The sequence below is a fragment of the Malaciobacter pacificus genome (assembly GCF_004214795.1).
Lineage (GTDB): Bacteria > Campylobacterota > Campylobacteria > Campylobacterales > Arcobacteraceae > Malaciobacter_A > Malaciobacter_A pacificus.
Map to the genome: position 1 here is coordinate 1,645,769 of NZ_CP035928.1, position 17,951 is coordinate 1,663,719.

At 26.2% G+C, this 17,951-nt stretch carries 16 protein-coding genes; 12 read left to right on the forward strand and 4 right to left on the reverse strand.

Annotated features, from left to right (window positions below):
• Window positions 1-76: 76 nt before the first annotated feature.
• The 4 genes from APAC_RS08245 (at window position 77) to mdh (ending at window position 5,457) form a co-directional block, all read left to right on the forward strand.
• Entirely contained in the window at window positions 77-1,246 is a 1,170-nt protein-coding gene (locus APAC_RS08245; protein WP_130233656.1) for a pyridoxal phosphate-dependent aminotransferase, read from the forward strand.
• A 4-nt stretch (window positions 1,247-1,250) separates the two neighbouring features.
• Window positions 1,251-2,135 carry a cation diffusion facilitator family transporter gene (locus APAC_RS08250; RefSeq protein WP_170170140.1) on the forward strand — a complete coding sequence of 295 codons (885 nt, stop codon included), beginning with the start codon at window positions 1,251-1,253 and terminating at the stop codon, window positions 2,133-2,135.
• Window positions 2,136-2,196: 61 nt separating this feature from the next.
• The gene (locus APAC_RS08255; protein WP_130233658.1) at window positions 2,197-4,503 is read left to right on the forward strand and encodes an HD domain-containing phosphohydrolase; all 2,307 of its coding nucleotides are present in this window, start codon (window positions 2,197-2,199) and stop codon (window positions 4,501-4,503) included.
• Between the two features lie 12 nt (window positions 4,504-4,515).
• Window positions 4,516-5,457 (forward strand): malate dehydrogenase, encoded by a 942-nt coding sequence (gene mdh, locus APAC_RS08260; protein ID WP_130233659.1) that lies wholly within the window; start codon window positions 4,516-4,518, stop codon window positions 5,455-5,457.
• 112 nt (window positions 5,458-5,569) lie between these two features.
• Here the strand turns inward: mdh and APAC_RS08265 are convergent, their stop codons facing one another.
• Entirely contained in the window at window positions 5,570-6,376 is an 807-nt protein-coding gene (locus APAC_RS08265) for a hypothetical protein (protein ID WP_130233660.1), read from the reverse strand.
• 365 nt (window positions 6,377-6,741) lie between these two features.
• Between APAC_RS08265 and APAC_RS08270 the strand changes: the two genes are divergently transcribed.
• The 5 genes from APAC_RS08270 to APAC_RS08290 all read left to right on the forward strand — a co-directional run bounded on the left by APAC_RS08270 (window position 6,742) and on the right by APAC_RS08290 (window position 12,653).
• Window positions 6,742-8,901, forward strand: coding sequence for a site-specific integrase (locus tag APAC_RS08270; RefSeq protein WP_130233661.1), 2,160 nt, complete (start codon window positions 6,742-6,744; stop codon window positions 8,899-8,901).
• 232 nt (window positions 8,902-9,133) lie between these two features.
• On the forward strand, window positions 9,134-9,778 hold the full coding sequence (locus APAC_RS08275; RefSeq protein ID WP_130233662.1) for a hypothetical protein: 645 nt from the start codon (window positions 9,134-9,136) through the stop codon (window positions 9,776-9,778).
• Window positions 9,778-10,668 carry a hypothetical protein gene (locus tag APAC_RS08280; protein WP_130233663.1) on the forward strand — a complete coding sequence of 297 codons (891 nt, stop codon included), beginning with the start codon at window positions 9,778-9,780 and terminating at the stop codon, window positions 10,666-10,668. The genes APAC_RS08275 and APAC_RS08280 overlap by 1 nt, the downstream gene beginning before the upstream one ends.
• A gap of 747 nt (window positions 10,669-11,415) precedes the next feature.
• Entirely contained in the window at window positions 11,416-11,778 is a 363-nt protein-coding gene (locus tag APAC_RS08285; protein ID WP_130233664.1) for a hypothetical protein, read from the forward strand.
• 11 nt (window positions 11,779-11,789) lie between these two features.
• Complete coding sequence (locus APAC_RS08290; protein WP_130233665.1) at window positions 11,790-12,653, forward strand: hypothetical protein; 864 nt, start codon at window positions 11,790-11,792, stop codon at window positions 12,651-12,653.
• Between the two features lie 116 nt (window positions 12,654-12,769).
• Here the strand turns inward: APAC_RS08290 and APAC_RS08295 are convergent, their stop codons facing one another.
• A complete protein-coding gene (locus tag APAC_RS08295; RefSeq protein ID WP_130232234.1) occupies window positions 12,770-13,966 on the reverse strand; it encodes an IS110 family RNA-guided transposase in 1,197 nt (398 codons plus the stop codon).
• Window positions 13,967-14,209: 243 nt separating this feature from the next.
• Between APAC_RS08295 and APAC_RS08300 the strand changes: the two genes are divergently transcribed.
• A complete protein-coding gene (locus tag APAC_RS08300) occupies window positions 14,210-14,479 on the forward strand; it encodes a hypothetical protein (protein WP_130233666.1) in 270 nt (89 codons plus the stop codon).
• 338 nt (window positions 14,480-14,817) lie between these two features.
• Window positions 14,818-14,988 (forward strand): hypothetical protein, encoded by a 171-nt coding sequence (locus tag APAC_RS13265; RefSeq protein WP_170170141.1) that lies wholly within the window; start codon window positions 14,818-14,820, stop codon window positions 14,986-14,988.
• Between the two features lie 20 nt (window positions 14,989-15,008).
• Here APAC_RS13265 and APAC_RS13270 read toward each other — a convergent pair whose 3' ends face one another.
• Complete coding sequence (locus APAC_RS13270; protein WP_170170142.1) at window positions 15,009-15,149, reverse strand: hypothetical protein; 141 nt, start codon at window positions 15,147-15,149, stop codon at window positions 15,009-15,011.
• 609 nt (window positions 15,150-15,758) lie between these two features.
• On the opposite strand from APAC_RS13270, the gene APAC_RS08305 reads away from it, so the two are divergent.
• The gene (locus tag APAC_RS08305) at window positions 15,759-16,886 is read left to right on the forward strand and encodes a replication initiation protein (RefSeq protein WP_130233667.1); all 1,128 of its coding nucleotides are present in this window, start codon (window positions 15,759-15,761) and stop codon (window positions 16,884-16,886) included.
• Window positions 16,887-16,912: 26 nt separating this feature from the next.
• Here the strand turns inward: APAC_RS08305 and APAC_RS08310 are convergent, their stop codons facing one another.
• Window positions 16,913-17,938, reverse strand: a complete 1,026-nt coding sequence (locus APAC_RS08310; RefSeq protein WP_130233668.1) for a hypothetical protein — start codon at window positions 17,936-17,938, stop codon at window positions 16,913-16,915.
• Window positions 17,939-17,951: the final 13 nt, after the last annotated feature.

The window sequence follows — 17,951 nt, forward strand, 5'->3', positions numbered from 1 at the left end:
TTAAGCATATTTTTGTTATAATCCGTGAATTATATCTAAATAATATATAATCAAAATTTTATTAAGGAATTTGCGAATGAAAATTGCGAGCAGAATGGAGAACCTGTCTCCATCAGTTACTATGGCAATCACTGCCTTAGGAAGAGAGCTAAAAGCTCAAGGTAAAGATATTCTAAGTTTTAGTGCAGGTGAACCTGATTTTAATACACCTGAGATCATCAAAGAAGCTGCTATTCAAGCTATAAAAGATGGACACACTAAATATACTGCAGTAGAAGGAATAACTGAAACCAAGCAAGCAATTATTAATAAATTAAAAAAAGATCACAATTTAGATTACAAATTAGAGCACATTGTAATTAGTAATGGTGCTAAACACTCTTTATTTAACCTATTTCAAGTTTTAATTGAAAATGGTGATGAAGTAATTATTCCTGCACCATACTGGGTTACATACCCAGAACAAGTTAAATATTCTGATGGAGTTCCAGTATTTATTGAAACTGATGACTCAACAGAGTTTAAAATTACAGCAGAACAATTAAAAGCTGCAATTACACCAAAAACTAAGATTCTTTTATTAAACACACCTTCTAATCCAACTGGTGCTGTTTATACAAAAGAAGAGTTAGAAGCAATTGCTAAAGTTTTAGTAGGAACTGATATTATTGTTTTATCTGATGAAATGTATGAAAAAATCATGTATAACGGTAAAGAGTTCACAGCAGCTGCTCAAATTAGTGATGATATGTTCCAAAGAACTGTTACAATTAATGGATTAAGTAAAGCAGTTGCAATGACAGGATGGAGATTTGGTTATATTGCAACTCCAAATGTGGATTTAGTAAAAGCTATGATTAAACTTCAAGGTCAAGTAACTTCAAATGTTAACTCAATAACTCAACATGCTGCTATTCCAGCACTTGAAGGTGCTGCTGATGAAACTATTGAAATGATGAGAGTAGAATTTGAAAAAAGAAAAAATATTGCAGTTGAGTCTTTCAATGCAATTAAAGGTCTTTCTACAATTGACCCTGATGGAGCATTTTATCTATTCATCAACATCAAAGAAGTTACAAATGATTCAATGAAATTTTGTTCTGATTTATTAGAGCAAAAAGGAGTTGCAGTTGTTCCAGGACTTGCTTTTGGAACAGAAGGATACTTTAGATTCTCATTTGCTACAGATTTAGCATCAATTCAAGAGGGAATTAAAAGAATCAAAGAGTTTGTAGAAAGGCACTAATATCATGACTCTTCAAAAAAAAGCAACGGTTATTTCTTCAACCGTTGCAGCATTACTTACACTTATGAAACTTGCAATTGGTATTGCTAGTGGTTCTGTTGCTGTTTTAGCATCTGCTGTTGATTCAGTCTTAGATATGTTTGTATCAATCTTTAACTATTTTGCAATTTCTAATTCTGAAAAACCTGCTGATAAAGAGTTTAACTATGGAAGAGGAAAAATTGAAGCACTAGCTTCTATTATTGAAGGTACAATTATTACTATTTCAGGGCTTTTCTTATTGTATCAAGCAGTTGATAAAGCAATAAATGGGGAAGTTTCGCAGTACGTTGATATTTCAATTATTGTTATGATTATTTCACTTATTATTACTATTTCTTTAGTTATATTCTTAAATAAAGTTGCTAAAAAAACAAACTCTATGGTTATTAGAGCTGATGCACTACATTATAAAACAGATGTATATTCAAATGCTGCTGTTTTAATATCATTAGTTTTAGTTAGCTTTACAGGAATTGAACTAATTGATGTGTTTGTTGGTGGAGGAATAGCTTTATATATTATCTATTCAGCTTATGAATTAATTCATGATGGAGTTTTAGTTTTATTAGATAGAGCAGTTGATGAAGAAATAGTAAATGAAATCAAAAATATTATCAACAATAGTGAAAAAGTGAATGCTCATCATTTACTTAAAACAAGAGAAGCTGGACATCAAACTTTTGTTGAAGTGCACTTAGTATTTGATTGTATTATAACTTTAATGGATGCTCATAGGGTAAGTGATAAGATTGAAGAAAAGATCAAAAAATTAGATACTAATAGAGATTGGATTATTAACATTCATATGGATCCATATGATGACTTTATGATCAATGATGCACACTAATTAATTTTCATCTTAAAACCTTTAGATATAATCTTTCATAATAAATATCAAAGGTTTTATTTTGAACTATATAAAAATACTAGGCGCAAGCGGTAGCAAAGCAAAAGGCCATAATACAACATCTTTTCAAGTATTTAAAGACATTGTAGTTGATGCAGGAAATATAATAAACGCTTTAGGCGATGAGGCTCAATATATAAACCATATATTTATAACTCACTCCCATGCTGACCATATTTCTGATTTACCTTTTGTAATTGAGAGTTTCTTTAGTAAAAGAACTCAGCCTTTGATAATCTATGGTTTAGAAGAGACTATAAATGTTTTAAAAGAACACTCTTTTAATAATAAAGTCTGGCCTGATTTTACGAAAATAAATTTACCAAATACAAATGAACCTTCACTAATTTTAAAAACAATTACACTTGAAGAAGAGATTATTTTAGATGAATATAGTATTAAAGCAATAGATGCTAATCACATAGAAGGTTCTTGTGGATATCTTATAAAAAAATCAAACAAAAGTTTTATAATCTCAGGAGATACATATCTAAACAAAAAACTTATTGATATTATAAATGAAGATCGAACTATAAAGTCATTATTAATAGAGTGTTCATTTCCAAATGAACTAGAACAGCTTGCAAACTTAACTAAACATTTAACACCTAAACTGATAAAACAAAAACTAAAAGATTTAAAAAGAAATGATTTATCTATATTTTACTACCATCTAAAGCCTGTATATGAAAAACAATTAAAAAAAGAGATTAAAGAGCTTGGATTATTAAACTTCAATGGAAAAATACTTAAAGAAGGAGATTTAATACATGTAGACTCTGGTAAAATTGAACATGATTTAATATCTGAAGATAAATTATCTGAAATTATGAAAATAAATCTTATGTTTAGCTCAGAACACAATAAAAACAAATTATTGGATTCTATTTTGACTCTAATTAGAAAATTTACTAATGCAGAAGCTGGAACACTATATATAACATCAAAAGATGAACAAAAACTAGATTTTAAAGTTGTACAAAATGATAAACTTAATATAAAGCTAGGTGGTTTAAATAAAAAATTACAATGGCCTTCTTTACCAATTTATTTAGATAATGGTGAGATTAATAATTCTATGGTTGCTGTTATGTCTTATCATCAAAAGAAAATCATAAATATTCCAAATGCATATAATAATAAGAAGTATAATTTTGAGAGCACTAGAAATTTTGATAAAAAAACTGGTTACAAATCAGAATCAATGCTTGTAATTCCATTAATTAATCATGAAAATGATGTAATTGGAGTGCTACAATTAATTAATAAAAAAGTTGGGAATAAAACTAAAGAATTCAATAAATTTGATGAAAAAGTTCTTAAATCTCTTGCTTCTCAAGCGGCAATGGCATTAACAAATACACAACTAATAATTGGTCTTGAAGACTTATTAAATTCATTTGTAACTACGATTGCAAAAGCAATTGATGCAAAATCACCATACACAAGTGAACATATTCAAAAAGTTGAAAAAATAGCAATACTTTTAGCAAAGGCAATTGATAAAGATGACACTATTTATAAAAATATAAATTATAGTAAAAATGACTATAAACAAATAGCTCTTGCTGCTTGGATGCATGATATTGGTAAGATATCTATGCCTGAGCATATTATAGATAAAAGTACGAAACTTGAAAAAATATTTGATAGAATTGAAGTTATCGAACAAAGATTAAAAATCGAGCAAAAAAATAAAGAGATTGAATACTTAAAAAACTTGATTACTCAAGATGAGTTTGAAGAGTTTTCAACAATGATTGAGGAGTATGTATCATTTCTAAAAAGAATTAATATCGGTGCAGAGTTTATGGATACTAAAGATGAAGCAAAACTTTTTGAAATCTATGAAAAAAACTTTTTAACACAAGATGAATTTTATAATCTAAGCATAAAAAAAGGTACATTAACAAAAGAAGAGAAAGATATAATAAACAATCATGCCCAACTATCATTAGATATGATTTCAGAGCTTCCTTTCCCTAAAAAATATAAAGATGTATTAAATATAGCTTGTAATCACCATGAAAAGCTTGATGGGACTGGTTATCCAAGAGGTTTAAGTGAAAAAGAGATCTCTTTAGAAGATAGAATTATGATTTTAGCAGATATATTTGAAGCACTGACAGCAAATAATAGACCATATAAAGAAGCTATGAAACTTTCTAAAGTAAAAGATATTTTATTTACTTTAGCTAATAAAGGTGAAATAGATAAAGAATTAATAGAATTTTTCTTTAATAATGAGATATTAAAAAAATATTCTAAAGATGAATTAGATAAAAAACAGATTGATATAGAATTATAATAAAGGATTTTTGTGATTAATAAAAAAGTTACTATTATTGGAGCTGGTAATGTAGGTTCTACATTAGCTTATACACTAGCTAGTAAAGCAATATGCTCAACTATTATACTTAAAGATATTAGAGAAAATATTGTTGAAGCTATGAGTTTAGACATTTCTCAAAGTGCCAATGCTGCAAAATCACACACAATTGTAAAAGCAGCAAAAACTTCAAAGGATTTAGAAGGTAGTGATATAGTTGTAATCACTGCAGGAGTTCCAAGAAAACCTGGAATGAGTAGAAATGATTTACTTTTAACAAATGCAAAAATAATGGAAAGTGTAATCTTAGAAGTAAAGGAAAACTCTCCTGATGCAATAGTAATTGTTGTTTCAAATCCACTAGATGCAATGGTATATAGTGCCCTAAAAAGTTCTGGATTTAAAAAAGAAAAAGTTATAGGTATGGCTGGAGTTTTAGATAGTGCTAGAATGAGCCACTTCATATTAGATAAACTTGGATATGGTGCAGGACAAATTGAAGCTTTAGTTATGGGTGGACATGGAGATGATATGGTTCCACTACCAAATCATTCAACAGTTGCTGGTATTTGTATAGATAATATTTTAATTAAAAAAGATATTGATGATATAGTTACTAAAACGAGAAATGGTGGACTTCAAATAGTTAAACTTCTTGAAACAGGTTCAGCTTACTATGCGCCAGCTCATGCAACATCTTTAATGGTTGAATCAATTTTAAATAATGAAAAGAAAATCTACCCTTGTTCTGTATTACTAGAAGGTGAATATGGTTATGAAAATATTGTGGGAGGAGTTCCTGTGATGTTAGGAAGTAATGGAATCGAAAAAATCATAGAACTAGATTTAACAGATGAACAAAAAGTACTTTTTGAGAAATCGATAAACTCAGTAAAAGAGTTAACTGAGGTTTTAGAAAATAACTTCTTTTAACTCTTAAAAGTTTGAATTAAGAGGCTTTTTCCTCTTTATTTTGAAAAAGATTTACAAAATTATCTTTATTATCAATAGATGTATAAAATACAGTCCTTCTATTAATAAAATACTAATCTGGGAAAAGTCTAGTTAAAATAACTTTTTCTACCATAGAAATAGATTGATTTCCCTCTGTAATAATTACATAAAGATTCTGTTTTCCTGTTAATGTCTTAAATTCTTGAAAAGAGATATCACTAACCATACTTTTAGAAATAACAACTTTCCCTTCTTTTAAATAATTTGCATTATTAACAATTCTACCTATAACCATACTTTTAATAAATGGTTTATGCATCATAGAATCTGCAAACTTGTTTACTAAAGGTGAAAGTAAATAACTTATAATTTCTATACTGATTTTAATAGGAAGAATTATAAATAATGTTATAAATGCACCAATAATCATACCTAAAATACCACCTGGCATTTGAGTAATTGTTTTTAAACTTGTTGTAATAACACCTAATAAAATAAAAGGTATAAGAACTAAACCTAGAAAAAACTTTAATACTGTTCTTAAATTTTGTGGAACCTTCGATACTAAATTATCAATAAAATTTTGAATCTTATTTTTAATAGAATCAAAAAACCCTTTTATTTTATTTAATAGTTTCTCAAACCAACTAAGTCTATATTCAAAACAGATTCCGTCATCATTCTGCAGAATTGTAGCATGTGCTCTACCACCTTTTTCTTTTCTAAATTTAGTATCATTATTAATTTCATAGTAATGACCATCCATTTTATTTGAAAAGTCTGAATTATTTACTAACTCTTCATTTCCTTTCTGTGTTGGTAAGTCAACGTTATATTTTTGTGATAATTCATTTTCTGAATATCTGCTAATTATATTTTCTACGATATAACTGTACATTATGCTCCTTTTTTATGTGTTATAAAATTATATTTAATAATGTCTCAGAAATGACTCATTTTATGAAAATTACTATTTTTTTGATATTTCTTAAAAAATAAAACAATCAAGCTATAAATATATTTTAGATATAATCTTTATTTATTAAAACAATATAATTTATATATACAATACTATTTTAAGGGAATTTATAAAAATATATGGCACTAATAGACTTACAAAACTTGTCTATCCAAAATTTTTAATTCCCCACAAAAACGAAATTCTTAGAACTTTTTAGATTTATTTACAGGTCTATTATAGACTTTTAAATCTATTTGTAACATATACGATACTTCTATTTTTTTCCATATTAAGGAGAAAAAATGTCAAGTCATAGTTATGAGTTCAAAGGTACTTTCTACTTTAGAAAAAGAATCAATGCTCGTTATTTAAAAAATAGAAATAAAGATTTTGTATTTAGAAAATCCCTTAAAAAGTGCTGTAGGTTTTACTTTATGTTAGTCAAAGATAATGATGAATTAGATAAACTAACAAATTATTTAAATGAAGAACTTAACAGTTATCTAAAAGAGAGCCTAATGACAGAGAATGAAATAAATAGATTAACAGACATGCTTTGCAAAAACTATGAAAGAGAAGCAAAAATTGAATACTCAGATTTAGAAAAGCTTAGAATTGAATCTTTAGAGTACTTTGATGAAAATGGAAATCAAGAAGGACATACACTCCAACCACTGGCTAAGAAGTGGAAAGAGTTAGATAAACAATATCATAACCTAAATGATAAAGAAGAAACTATCAGAATGGGGTCTGAAATATTTAAAAGAAGTAATATTTCAAAAGATAAGTTAAGTGAAATACCACCTGAAAAAATAGTTGACTTTTACGAACAATTAATCAAAACAGAAAAAAAAGTTATTGAAAATGATATAAGACTATATATTCAAAGAAATATGTATCTTTTTAAAAATATATCCCCTACTCGTGCAGAAATGAAAGAAGAAAGAGATAGAGTTGAAACTACACTTGAAAGCTTTTTAGAGTTAGTTAGAGAAAATCCCTTACAAAACTATCTTAATCTTGTAAAGAAACATGTAAAAAATGCAAATTTTGATAATGATACTTCATTAGCTAATAGTAAAGAATATATTTTAGAACTATTTAACCAAATGAAGCAAGAACAAGAACAAAGTGTCCTAAATGAAGCCGAAAACTTAGAGAGGTTAGCAGAAGTATATATAAAAAAGTTTTTAGGGAAACAAGGTAAATCTGCTATAAACTATGCAAGAAATATAAAATACTTTACTGACTATATGAAAGGGAATGGAAAAAAACACCAGCCTAAAAAGTTAAGTGAATTAACAGATGAAGATATAATAGAGTTTCAAGACTTACTGGCAAATATTATTGTTAGAACAAAGAAACATCAAGGTATGTCTTTATTTGAGTTAGTTAGTCAAAGAACTATAGAGAATTCAAGATTAATGAAACCAAGTAATATGAATGGAATAGAGTATCAAATAAAAGGTTTTTATAAACATCTTTGTAAAGCACATAAAAATCTTGGTGGAGATGTTGATTTAATTGACTACTTGAATGCTGAAACTAAATTAGAACTACTTAGAGAAGATGATGATGAAGTTGATTATGGTGTTAGAACTATATCTGTTTCAGAAATGACAAAATTTGCTAATATCATTTATAAAGATAAAAATACTATTGAAAAAATGCTAAATGAATCTCCTCAAAACTTTTATACTTTTTTACTTGGTTTAGTTTTTGGAGTTAGAATAAGAGAAGGTCTTCAATTAAAAATTAGAAATCTAAAAGTCCAAGAGAAAGATGGGCAAAAATATTATTATTTTTATTTAGATGAAAATGACGATGATACAAGGCTAAAAACTTCAAACTCACATAGAAATTTACCTATTCCAGATATTCTTATAAGATTAGGTCTTTTAACTTTTATAGATAGAAGAAGAGAGTTAGGTCATGAAACACTATTTAATTACACATTTAATAAAAAAAGTCAAGAAATAACGGGTGCATTAAATATATTTTATCAAAGAGCCTTTCAAAAATGTTTTGGAGAACTTGCTTGTAATGAAAACAATATTGAACTTCTAAGACAAAGAGTAAAAGATGGAGAAGAAGCTTATGAATTTATCCAATACAGGAGTTTTAGAAAAAACTTTGTAAATGTTATTGATAAACAAAAAATAGGTGGAGATTATCACACAATTACAAATATTAAAAAACTAATTGGACATAGTGATAATTCAGCAACAGAGTATTATTATGAAAGAATCGAGCCTTTTGTAGGTTACCAAATTTTAAACTCATTTGATTACTTCTTTAACTATCCATTTTTACAAAGACTTGAAGAAGATATTAAAGAAATTTTTAATGATGATATAAAATATAAACTTGACTGGGTAGCTCAAAAAAGTAATGAAGAATGGAAAATAAAATCAAAAATTAAAAAGCATAAAAGTAAAACTATTAAAAAAGAGAAGATATAGTCTTCTCTTATTAAATTTTTATAAAAAGGTAGAAACTATTAAAAAACAAAAAAAAACATATGCTAAAATAGACTTTAAAACTGAAACAGATACAGTTCAGCAAATCTTCTTCTTTTATATTTACTACATAAAATACATTTTTAATATATTCTCAAGAGGCTTTGAAGTTGACTACAAAAAATATTCAGAGTATGAACTTAAATACCACATTGTCTATATGTTCATAGGAATTTTGACAATTAATTTTTTTCTTTATTTATCAAAAGAAATCAATCTATTAAATTTTGACTTTAATGCACTTTTGAGTGAACCATTTGTTATACTTCTCTATATACAAATTTATATTTTATATTTAATTTATGCAACAATTATTTATATAATAATTCGATTTAAGCATTCAGCTAAAAACTTATTTAAATCACTATTAATATTTGGTTTAAAAATTTTTAATATTGTTTACCCATTACTTTTTTTAGTATTATTATCTATTTTAGATAAACTAATTGACACAGGTAAACTTGAAATAAGTATTATTGAAAGTTTAACAGTTTGTATTCTATTAATATTCTCATTATATTTATTATTTATAAATACAATAAGGTTACTTCCTAAATTTTATAAAATAAAATATATAAAACTCTTTAGTGCCATTTTGGTACTTATGACATTTTTTATAAATTATAAATCTTTTGAAATCATGCCATTTAAAAACAATATTTTATCAATTATTCATATAGACAATCTCTGTAAACAAAAAATTGATAGAGAACTAAAAAAATCAAAATGCCAAAACTGTGAACTATCACATTCAAGTTATATTAAACTACTTGTAAGCTGTGAAGAAAATAGTATAAAAATATTTAATAAAGGGAAATAATGTCAAAAAGAAAAATCTTACTTACTATTACAGCAGTTTTATTACTTGCTCAAACAATACATCTGCATTTAAACAAACCTTACCAAAATATTGAAATTGACTTATTAACTCAGGTAATCAAAGAAAAATACGAGAACAATTTAAAAGAGAAACAAAAAGCCATAAAAGAAAGTAAAGTATTTAAAATACTTCAAACTGATTTAAAAATTCCAAAAGATGCAAAATTTGATTTAAATTTCATTTGGAATGAAGAAGATAAAAAAAAAGCTAATTTAGAAAACGGAAAAGAATTTGACTCAAGTACTCTTGCTAATTTAGTTTTATATCACGACTATATTAGAGAAATGTATAAATATACAAAGAATTTAACCATCATTGAAAGCTATGTAAAAATGATGACAACAATTAATACTGTACTCAAACAAACCCCATCTGTAATAAAAAAAGAAGATATTGATGCTATTGAAAATATTAATAAAGAGTTTCAATCATTTAGAGATACTTTAGATTCATCACTTTTAGAAGTTAATGAGTTTGATAAAAAGATAATTGACTTCTTTAAAAATTCAAAAGATAAAGACTTAAAAAAATCCAATATTAAAGAACATGCAAAATATACCGCAGAACAACTTTTTTTGATAATTGAAATGCTTCAAAAGTCAGACAACTTATATATTAATTTATCAGTAAATGAATCAGGTGACCCATTTTTAAAGTTTCAAGGTTTTTTAAATATTTATAATAACACTTATAAACTATACTCATCATTGATACAAAAACATAATAAAGAAATTGAAAAAAATGATTATACAAATACTTGGATTACAACTATACTGTCTTTATTATTAATATTTATCACTTTTTACAAAGAATATGATTTGGAAAATTAAGTTATTGAATTTATTTTTTGCACTCACAATTCCATAAATGGAATTGATCATTCCAAAAATAGAATCAATAGTTCTTTTTTTAGAATCAAAAAGTAATTACTACAAGAAGTAGCTTAAAGCAATATGAAATATCATAATACAATATCAATTTTTTAAGTAAAAGTTATAACAACTGTTTTAAACTAATATAACAATAAAAGCCCACGGGCTATAAATTTTTATATTAGGAGCTACGAATGAATAAAATCAATTTACTTAAAGAGCTAAATTGATGACTGCAATGATTAATACAAAATCTTTTTTAATGATGTTTAGCTAAAACATCATTTGAAAAAAATGTGAGTGGCATCACATCTTTGAATTAATCACTTGAACCAAGAGGGAGCTTCCTTATCTCTATTGTTCATTTTTGACAATAGAGATAGGAAGCGGTACAAAAAATCGCACGGCGAAAAGATATATCGAAAGGTGGGCATTTAGCGGTGTCCATTTTAAGATATTTTTTGTATAAAAACACTCTAAAAACTAACAATTACTTGAAAAGCTAACAACTGCTAAAACTTGCTGCTACTGTTACAATCAAGTCTCTTTATTTCTACTACTACTTGCCTTTGACACTCGTCATCAGTTGTGCATTTCGTGATATTGCATCAAAATAAATCACAGGTCTAAACCTCTGTTAAGAAATATAGCAAAATAAACAAACTCTTCTAGGGATTCAATTAATTCAATAAATAGGAGAATAAAATGTTTACACAAAAGAAAAAAGCATATTATGCAAAAATATTAGGGTTTAAAACTGTTGAAGATTTTGAGAGCTTTTCAAAAAGGTATTTAAAGTTTTTAGAAAAAAAACCATTAACTAAAAATCAAATTATGAGTGGGTTCTTTATTTTAGTAGAGATTCAAAAAGAATCACTAAAAAATAAAAGTCTTATTAACTTTGAAAATATTAAAAACCAACACATCAAAAAATATGGAGATATAATTCTTGAACTTAGAAAAAATGGTTCAGGAAGTTTATCTATATCTAAATACTTATTTGAAAATCACAGGGTAAGAATTAGCCGTGGTACTATAGAAAAGTTTTATAAACAAAATGACTTATAGAGGTTATTATTATGGCAAACCTAAAAGGTGGAAATTTTCAAAAACAAGTTAAAGATGCTTTTCATCGACTTGAAGCTTTTGGAGTGGGGAGAATTGGGAAAGAAGATAACTTAACCCACTCTGATAAATTAGCTGAAAAAAGAGAGATGTATCTCAAAGATGTAGCTAATCATTTTATAGCTGAAAATATCGAGGGCAAATTAAATAGTTTATTCACTAAAGAAAATCTTGATAAATTTTTTGATGAACGGTTTGAAAACTTATCAGATAAAACACAAGAGAATTATCTTAGAGGCTTTTCAAGTATGTTAAAAGGCTTAGAACAACAAAATATTCATATTCCTTTACATTTAGAAGATAAAGGATATTTTGACGATAAAGTGGCTCAAATAAAAGACCAATCAGAAGTTATAATTGAAAATAGATACATAGATAATGTTCAAGATGTAATTAGCAATTTATATGAAGATAGAGCTATTAGTGGACTATTGGCTCAAACTCAATTAGAACTTAGCATTCGTCAAGCAGAAGCCTATGAATTATTGCAAAATCCAAGCCAATACATAGACAATGGGATTGTATCTAATCTAGTGGGTAAAGGGAATCACTACTATGAACCAAAATCTATAAGTTTTGAATTAGAACAGAAAATTCTAAATAATAGTGATGCTTTGGTGGATAAAAGTACATACTATAAAGACTTACAAAAATATAATATTACTTCCCACGACTTCCGCTTCACTTCTGCAAGGGATAAATATGAAGAAAAAATTAGAAGTGGCATATCTGAAAGAGAAGCCAAACTTCAAGTATCAGAAATCCTTAACCATAAAAGAGCTGCTATCACGGATTATTACCTTTCAAGAACAAATTGAAAAGAAATTCAAAAATGGGCTTAATTAATTTTTCAATCTATGTAATAATATATTTATATCAAAAACAAGGAGTCAACTATAAAGAAACCTAACTAAAAAACAAAGATTTTAAAGTTTCATTTGGAAACACCTAAAGCTAAATTTTCATCAAATTTGGTTTTGTTCTTTAACATTACAAATATTGTTTTTAGAAGTTTATTTGCAACAGCAATAACAGCTTGTTTGAATTTTTTACCTTCTTCTCGTTTTTTAGAGAAATAGAGTTTAAATTTTTCACAAGAACGAATAGTACCAATTGCCATTTGCCAAATAGTTCTTCTAAGGTTTGCATTACCTCTTTTAGAGATTTTGCCCCTATAGTTGATTGAAGTACCACTTTGTCTAACTGATGGGTCAATTCCTATAAAAGCACATAGTTGCTTTACGGAATTAAACTTATCAACAGAGGATACTTCAACCATAAAGTTTTTAGAAGTTACTGCTCCAATTCCTGGTATTGATTGTACTATATCAATATCATTGTTTATATCAGTATCTTCTAAAGAGTTTTCCAACTCAGAATCTAGAATAGATAATTCATCTTGAATAGCTATTAATCTTCTAATTTTAGAAGTTAAAACCTTTTCAAGATATTTATCGGATACGGCGATAGAAGTTTTTGCTAAGGCTAATATATCCTTTGCAGTAATTTTAACTTTATTGCCACTTGTATCATCTAAGATTCGTTGGATGGTCTTTTCCCTTAAGTTCCTAATTGCTTTACGGCTAGGAGCTTTAAGGAGCAGATTTAAAATGCTCTTTGTAAATATATTTGTGTTCTTTAACAATTCAGGGAATAATTGCACTAAATTAGCTTTTATTTCAGTTTTTAATCTTGCTACATCTTTCGAGAGGTTTTCTCTTTCACGGATAAGCGGTCTAATATTTTCAATATTATTAGTACTAGCAAGATGTAAAGATTGATATGATTTTAAACTAAATAGAGCAATTGAAGCTGCATCTTTTTTATCATTCTTAGTTTTTCTAAGGGTAGTTGAACCAATAAAACTCTTTATGAGTATTGGATTAATCACTACACACTTAAAACTATTTTCTAATAAAAAAGATAATAGTGGTAAATGATAAATACCAGTTGCTTCCATTGCTATTAAAAGCTCTTCTTTAGGATATGTGGATAAATACTCTACTAAAGTATCAAATCCATCTCTATTCATTGTAAGCTTTACTTCTAGTTTAATTTCACCACTATTTTCAAGTAGTGTTAAATCAAAGCTATCTTTAGAAATATCTATTCCTATGAATTGTTTATACATCACAAATACCTTTACAAATGTTATTTTACATACAAACAGATAAGTAACCTTACTTTTATCCTATCTCCATAATGACAGAAGCTCGAAGCTTAATCAACCTATTGGGATTTGAAGTAAGTGATAGACTCCTTGGAGATTTAATAAAACTTCATTAAAAGTTCTATCATTGATCTAAAAAAAATGTGATCATCTTACTTATCTCTTTGTATGTAATTATACAAAATTTATTAGTAGGAGTAAAAAATGGTTAAAATAATAGAATTAAACAAGTTAAAAAATCTTACAAAAAATGAGAACAATGTTTTAATAGAACTGATAGAACAAGCAGATGAAAAGAATAATATCTTCTTAGACACAGAAAAAAGAGATATTATTGCTCAATCATTAGATATAAGTAGAAATGGCCTAGTAAAAGCTATTTTATCTTTAGAAAAATCAAAAGAACTGTTATCTAAAAAAAATGAATATCACTATATTTTAAATAAAGAAGTTTTCTCAAAAGTAGCTAGTTAAATACTAGCTACTCATCCTCTACTCAATTATCAAAAAACTAAATCAATAAATCAACTTTCTTAAAATAAAACATACACCTTATATATCTAAAACATCAATTGTATACCTTTTATAAATGATTGATAAATTTTTTATATCTCTTTACTATATGTATAAAAAAGGTATACCTTTTAGCTATCTTTGAGTGAATAAAATCTATATAAATTAGAGTTTAATAAGAGATAAAAGCTATATAAAAAGTAAATACCAAGAAATTTCAAAATTTATACCTTTTTGGGCTTAATTAATTTTTAGAATTATGTAAAAATATACTTATAAAAAATAAAAAGGAGTACAAAATGTCTATAATAAAGAAACAAATAAAAGATGCAACTATAACTTCAAAATTAACTTCTAAGCAAAAGTCTAAAATTGAAACATTAGCTAAAAAGCATAATATAACAACTTCAAATTTAGTTCTTCAATTAGTAGAAGATGGTTATAAAAACATTACAAAAAAAGATTTATAAGAGTAGCTACTTTTTAATAGCTACTCATCTTCATCATCATTACTAAATAACCACCACCAAAATATCCACCATTTTAATTCTTCATCTTCTGAACTTAGAAACCAATTCCAAATTATTAAATAAAAAACTGACAATACAACTATTACTAATACTAACTCCATGTTACATCCTTTGATTTTTTTGCCTTTTTTTGAAGATTCGAGGGTGTATCTCTTCTTTTTAAATTTTAAGAAATAAACATATTTCATATCTTCATAAGGCTTTGCCTCTTTTCGTTAGTTCTTGGGCTTGTATGAGTGTAATAATTGGGTTTTCACTTAGAGAAAAATATAAATAGGAAATATGAGGATTTTATTTTTATGTAAGTGAATAAAACAATAAAATGAAATGAAGAAAAGCCAACTAACAAAAGAGAATTAAGACTTAATATTAATAGGTTTATTTATGTTGAGTATCAAAAATTTAAAAAATAAAGAAGAGTTAATATTTATTGATTTATCAATTCCTTATCCCTTATTGTAGAAGTTTAGTCTCTAAAATCGACAACTTTTATTTATTCCTATAAATATCATCATAATTACTATTAAATCTATTCTTCTATCTAAAGGATTTGGGAAGTAATACAGTAAGACCATCTTAAATGCACAAATTTTTAAATTCTTTTTAATAATCAAACTTTTTTGAAAACTGGACCCTACTACATATAAACAAATGAATTAAATCTTATTTCCAACTCTTTAAGGGTTGCTCCAGTCAAAAGGAGTAACACCATGACAAAACTACAACAATATAAAACAGAAAAAGAAGAGTTAAAAGAGCTTTTAATAAAAAATCTACCAAGTAACATAAAAGGTGGTAATGAAAAGCATCTTTCAAATATTTATGAATATCAAACAGTAATAGCACTTGATAAATGCAAGTTTATTAATTTTAATACATCTCAAAGAATATCTTTTATGGTATTTGATATTGATACTTTTAAAAACAAAACTGCAAAAGAGCATTTTAAAAATATAGATGGCTTTTATGAGTTTATATCTGAAAAAATAGGATTAGAACCAACTTATATTTTAGAAACTCAAAAAGGTTTTCATTTCGTATACCATTTGAAGAACCATATATATACGAATCAGTCAAAGGCATTAAAATATTTACTTGATGTAAAAAAAGCTATAACAGAGCTTTTAAAGTGTGATGAAATTGCTTCTCATAGATTATATGGTATTTGGAGAAATCCTTTATTACATAAATATTATTACTCTAAACAAATTAATTATGAACTATCAGATTTTAAAGAGCTTATTCCAAAAGTTGAATATAAAAATAGGTCTATAAAATTAAAAGTAAAAATCAATGATGAAGAGCTTATTCAAGGACAAAGAAATAATAGTTTATTTAAATATGCTATGAGATTTGCAAAAGCTCAAAAACTATTAACAAAAGATGATATATTTAACTATTTAGATGATATAAATACAGCTAAAGGGCTTGATTTATCTAAAAGTGAATTAACTCAAATTTCAAAGTCTGTATTTAAGTATTGGCAAAATGGAAAAATTTTATTTGGTTCAAATACTAAGGAAAAAGATATTAATGAAGGTGCTATGAATTTTTCTAAAATGAGAAATCTATCTTATGATGAGTATTTAATTGAAACAAAAATGAGACAAGAATCATCAGCAAGAAGGACTTTAAGTATTAGAGATAAAGAAAAAAATAAAAATCAATTATTAGAAGCAAAAAGAGATTTTAATATTAAAAGAGCTGAAAAAAATCAACAATTAGTTTTAGATACAATTATTGAACTTCAAAATAAAAATGAAAAAATTACTATATCTTCTTTAAGTCGAGAAACTGGTCTTAATAGAAGAACTATTAAAAAGTATTTACCTATTTAAAATATATTGGCATGAAGCCAATATATTTAATATAAGAACCCTACTGGATTAGTATATCCATGAGTTCTTTTAAAGAAATAGTCTTCTATTTCTTCAATTGGATAAACAGATAGTTCATAGTTTTTCTTTTTTAATAATTTTGCTACTTCTAACTGTTCTAATTGTTGTCTTGAAAGCTTTACATAAGATAAAGTTTCAAGGTCGATAATTTTCGCTTTTTTATCAAATTCATTTTCTTTAGACCAAATACCAATCTCTTTTGGATTATCTAATATTCTTAAATAGTGTTTATGTCCATTCTTTAAAAACTGAATTCTTGAATCTTTATTAGCTAAAGTCTTAACTTGATTTGTTTTTGTATTAAGCACATCGAGTGCAGAATCATTATAGATGTATACAATATTATCATTTACAGTTAAAACTGGGAAGATTCTCATATCACTTTTTGAATCTTTTCTTTTTAGTTTTTGTGTTAAGTCATTTTTTGTATCAATTTCTAAATTTTGATACCAAGTTCCTTTAGGTCCTAAAGAGTTTGTAGGGATAAAGAAAAGAAATTTACCTTTTATATATTCATCATAATGAATATCCTTGTTCTTTGCTATAGTTTTAAAACTTTTACCATCAAAAGACTCTATGTTTTTATAGATATTTCCATACTCTTCAAAAATGTATAGTTCCTTATCATTTGCTTGTGAGATTTTTACATAATGTTTTATAGCTGTAGTTTCAAGTAAAGGTATTTTCTTTATGATTTTTTTATCTTGATTTTTAATATAGTAAAAATCATTTTTTTCATCTTTAACTACATAAAATAATTGATTACCAATATTTCCGAAAGTTGATATATTACCTAATTTATCAGTTATAAGCTCGCCATTAAACATTACCCCACCTAGCTGTCTTTTAGGTGCTATTTTGTTTACTTTTACAGTTTTTACATTATTTGATAACTGGTTAACTGTAACTGGCTTTGAAGCTACACAACCTGATAAAATAACAGTTGCAGTTAATACACTAATTCCTACTTTTAAAATACTTGTTTTATTCACTCTCGTCCTTTTT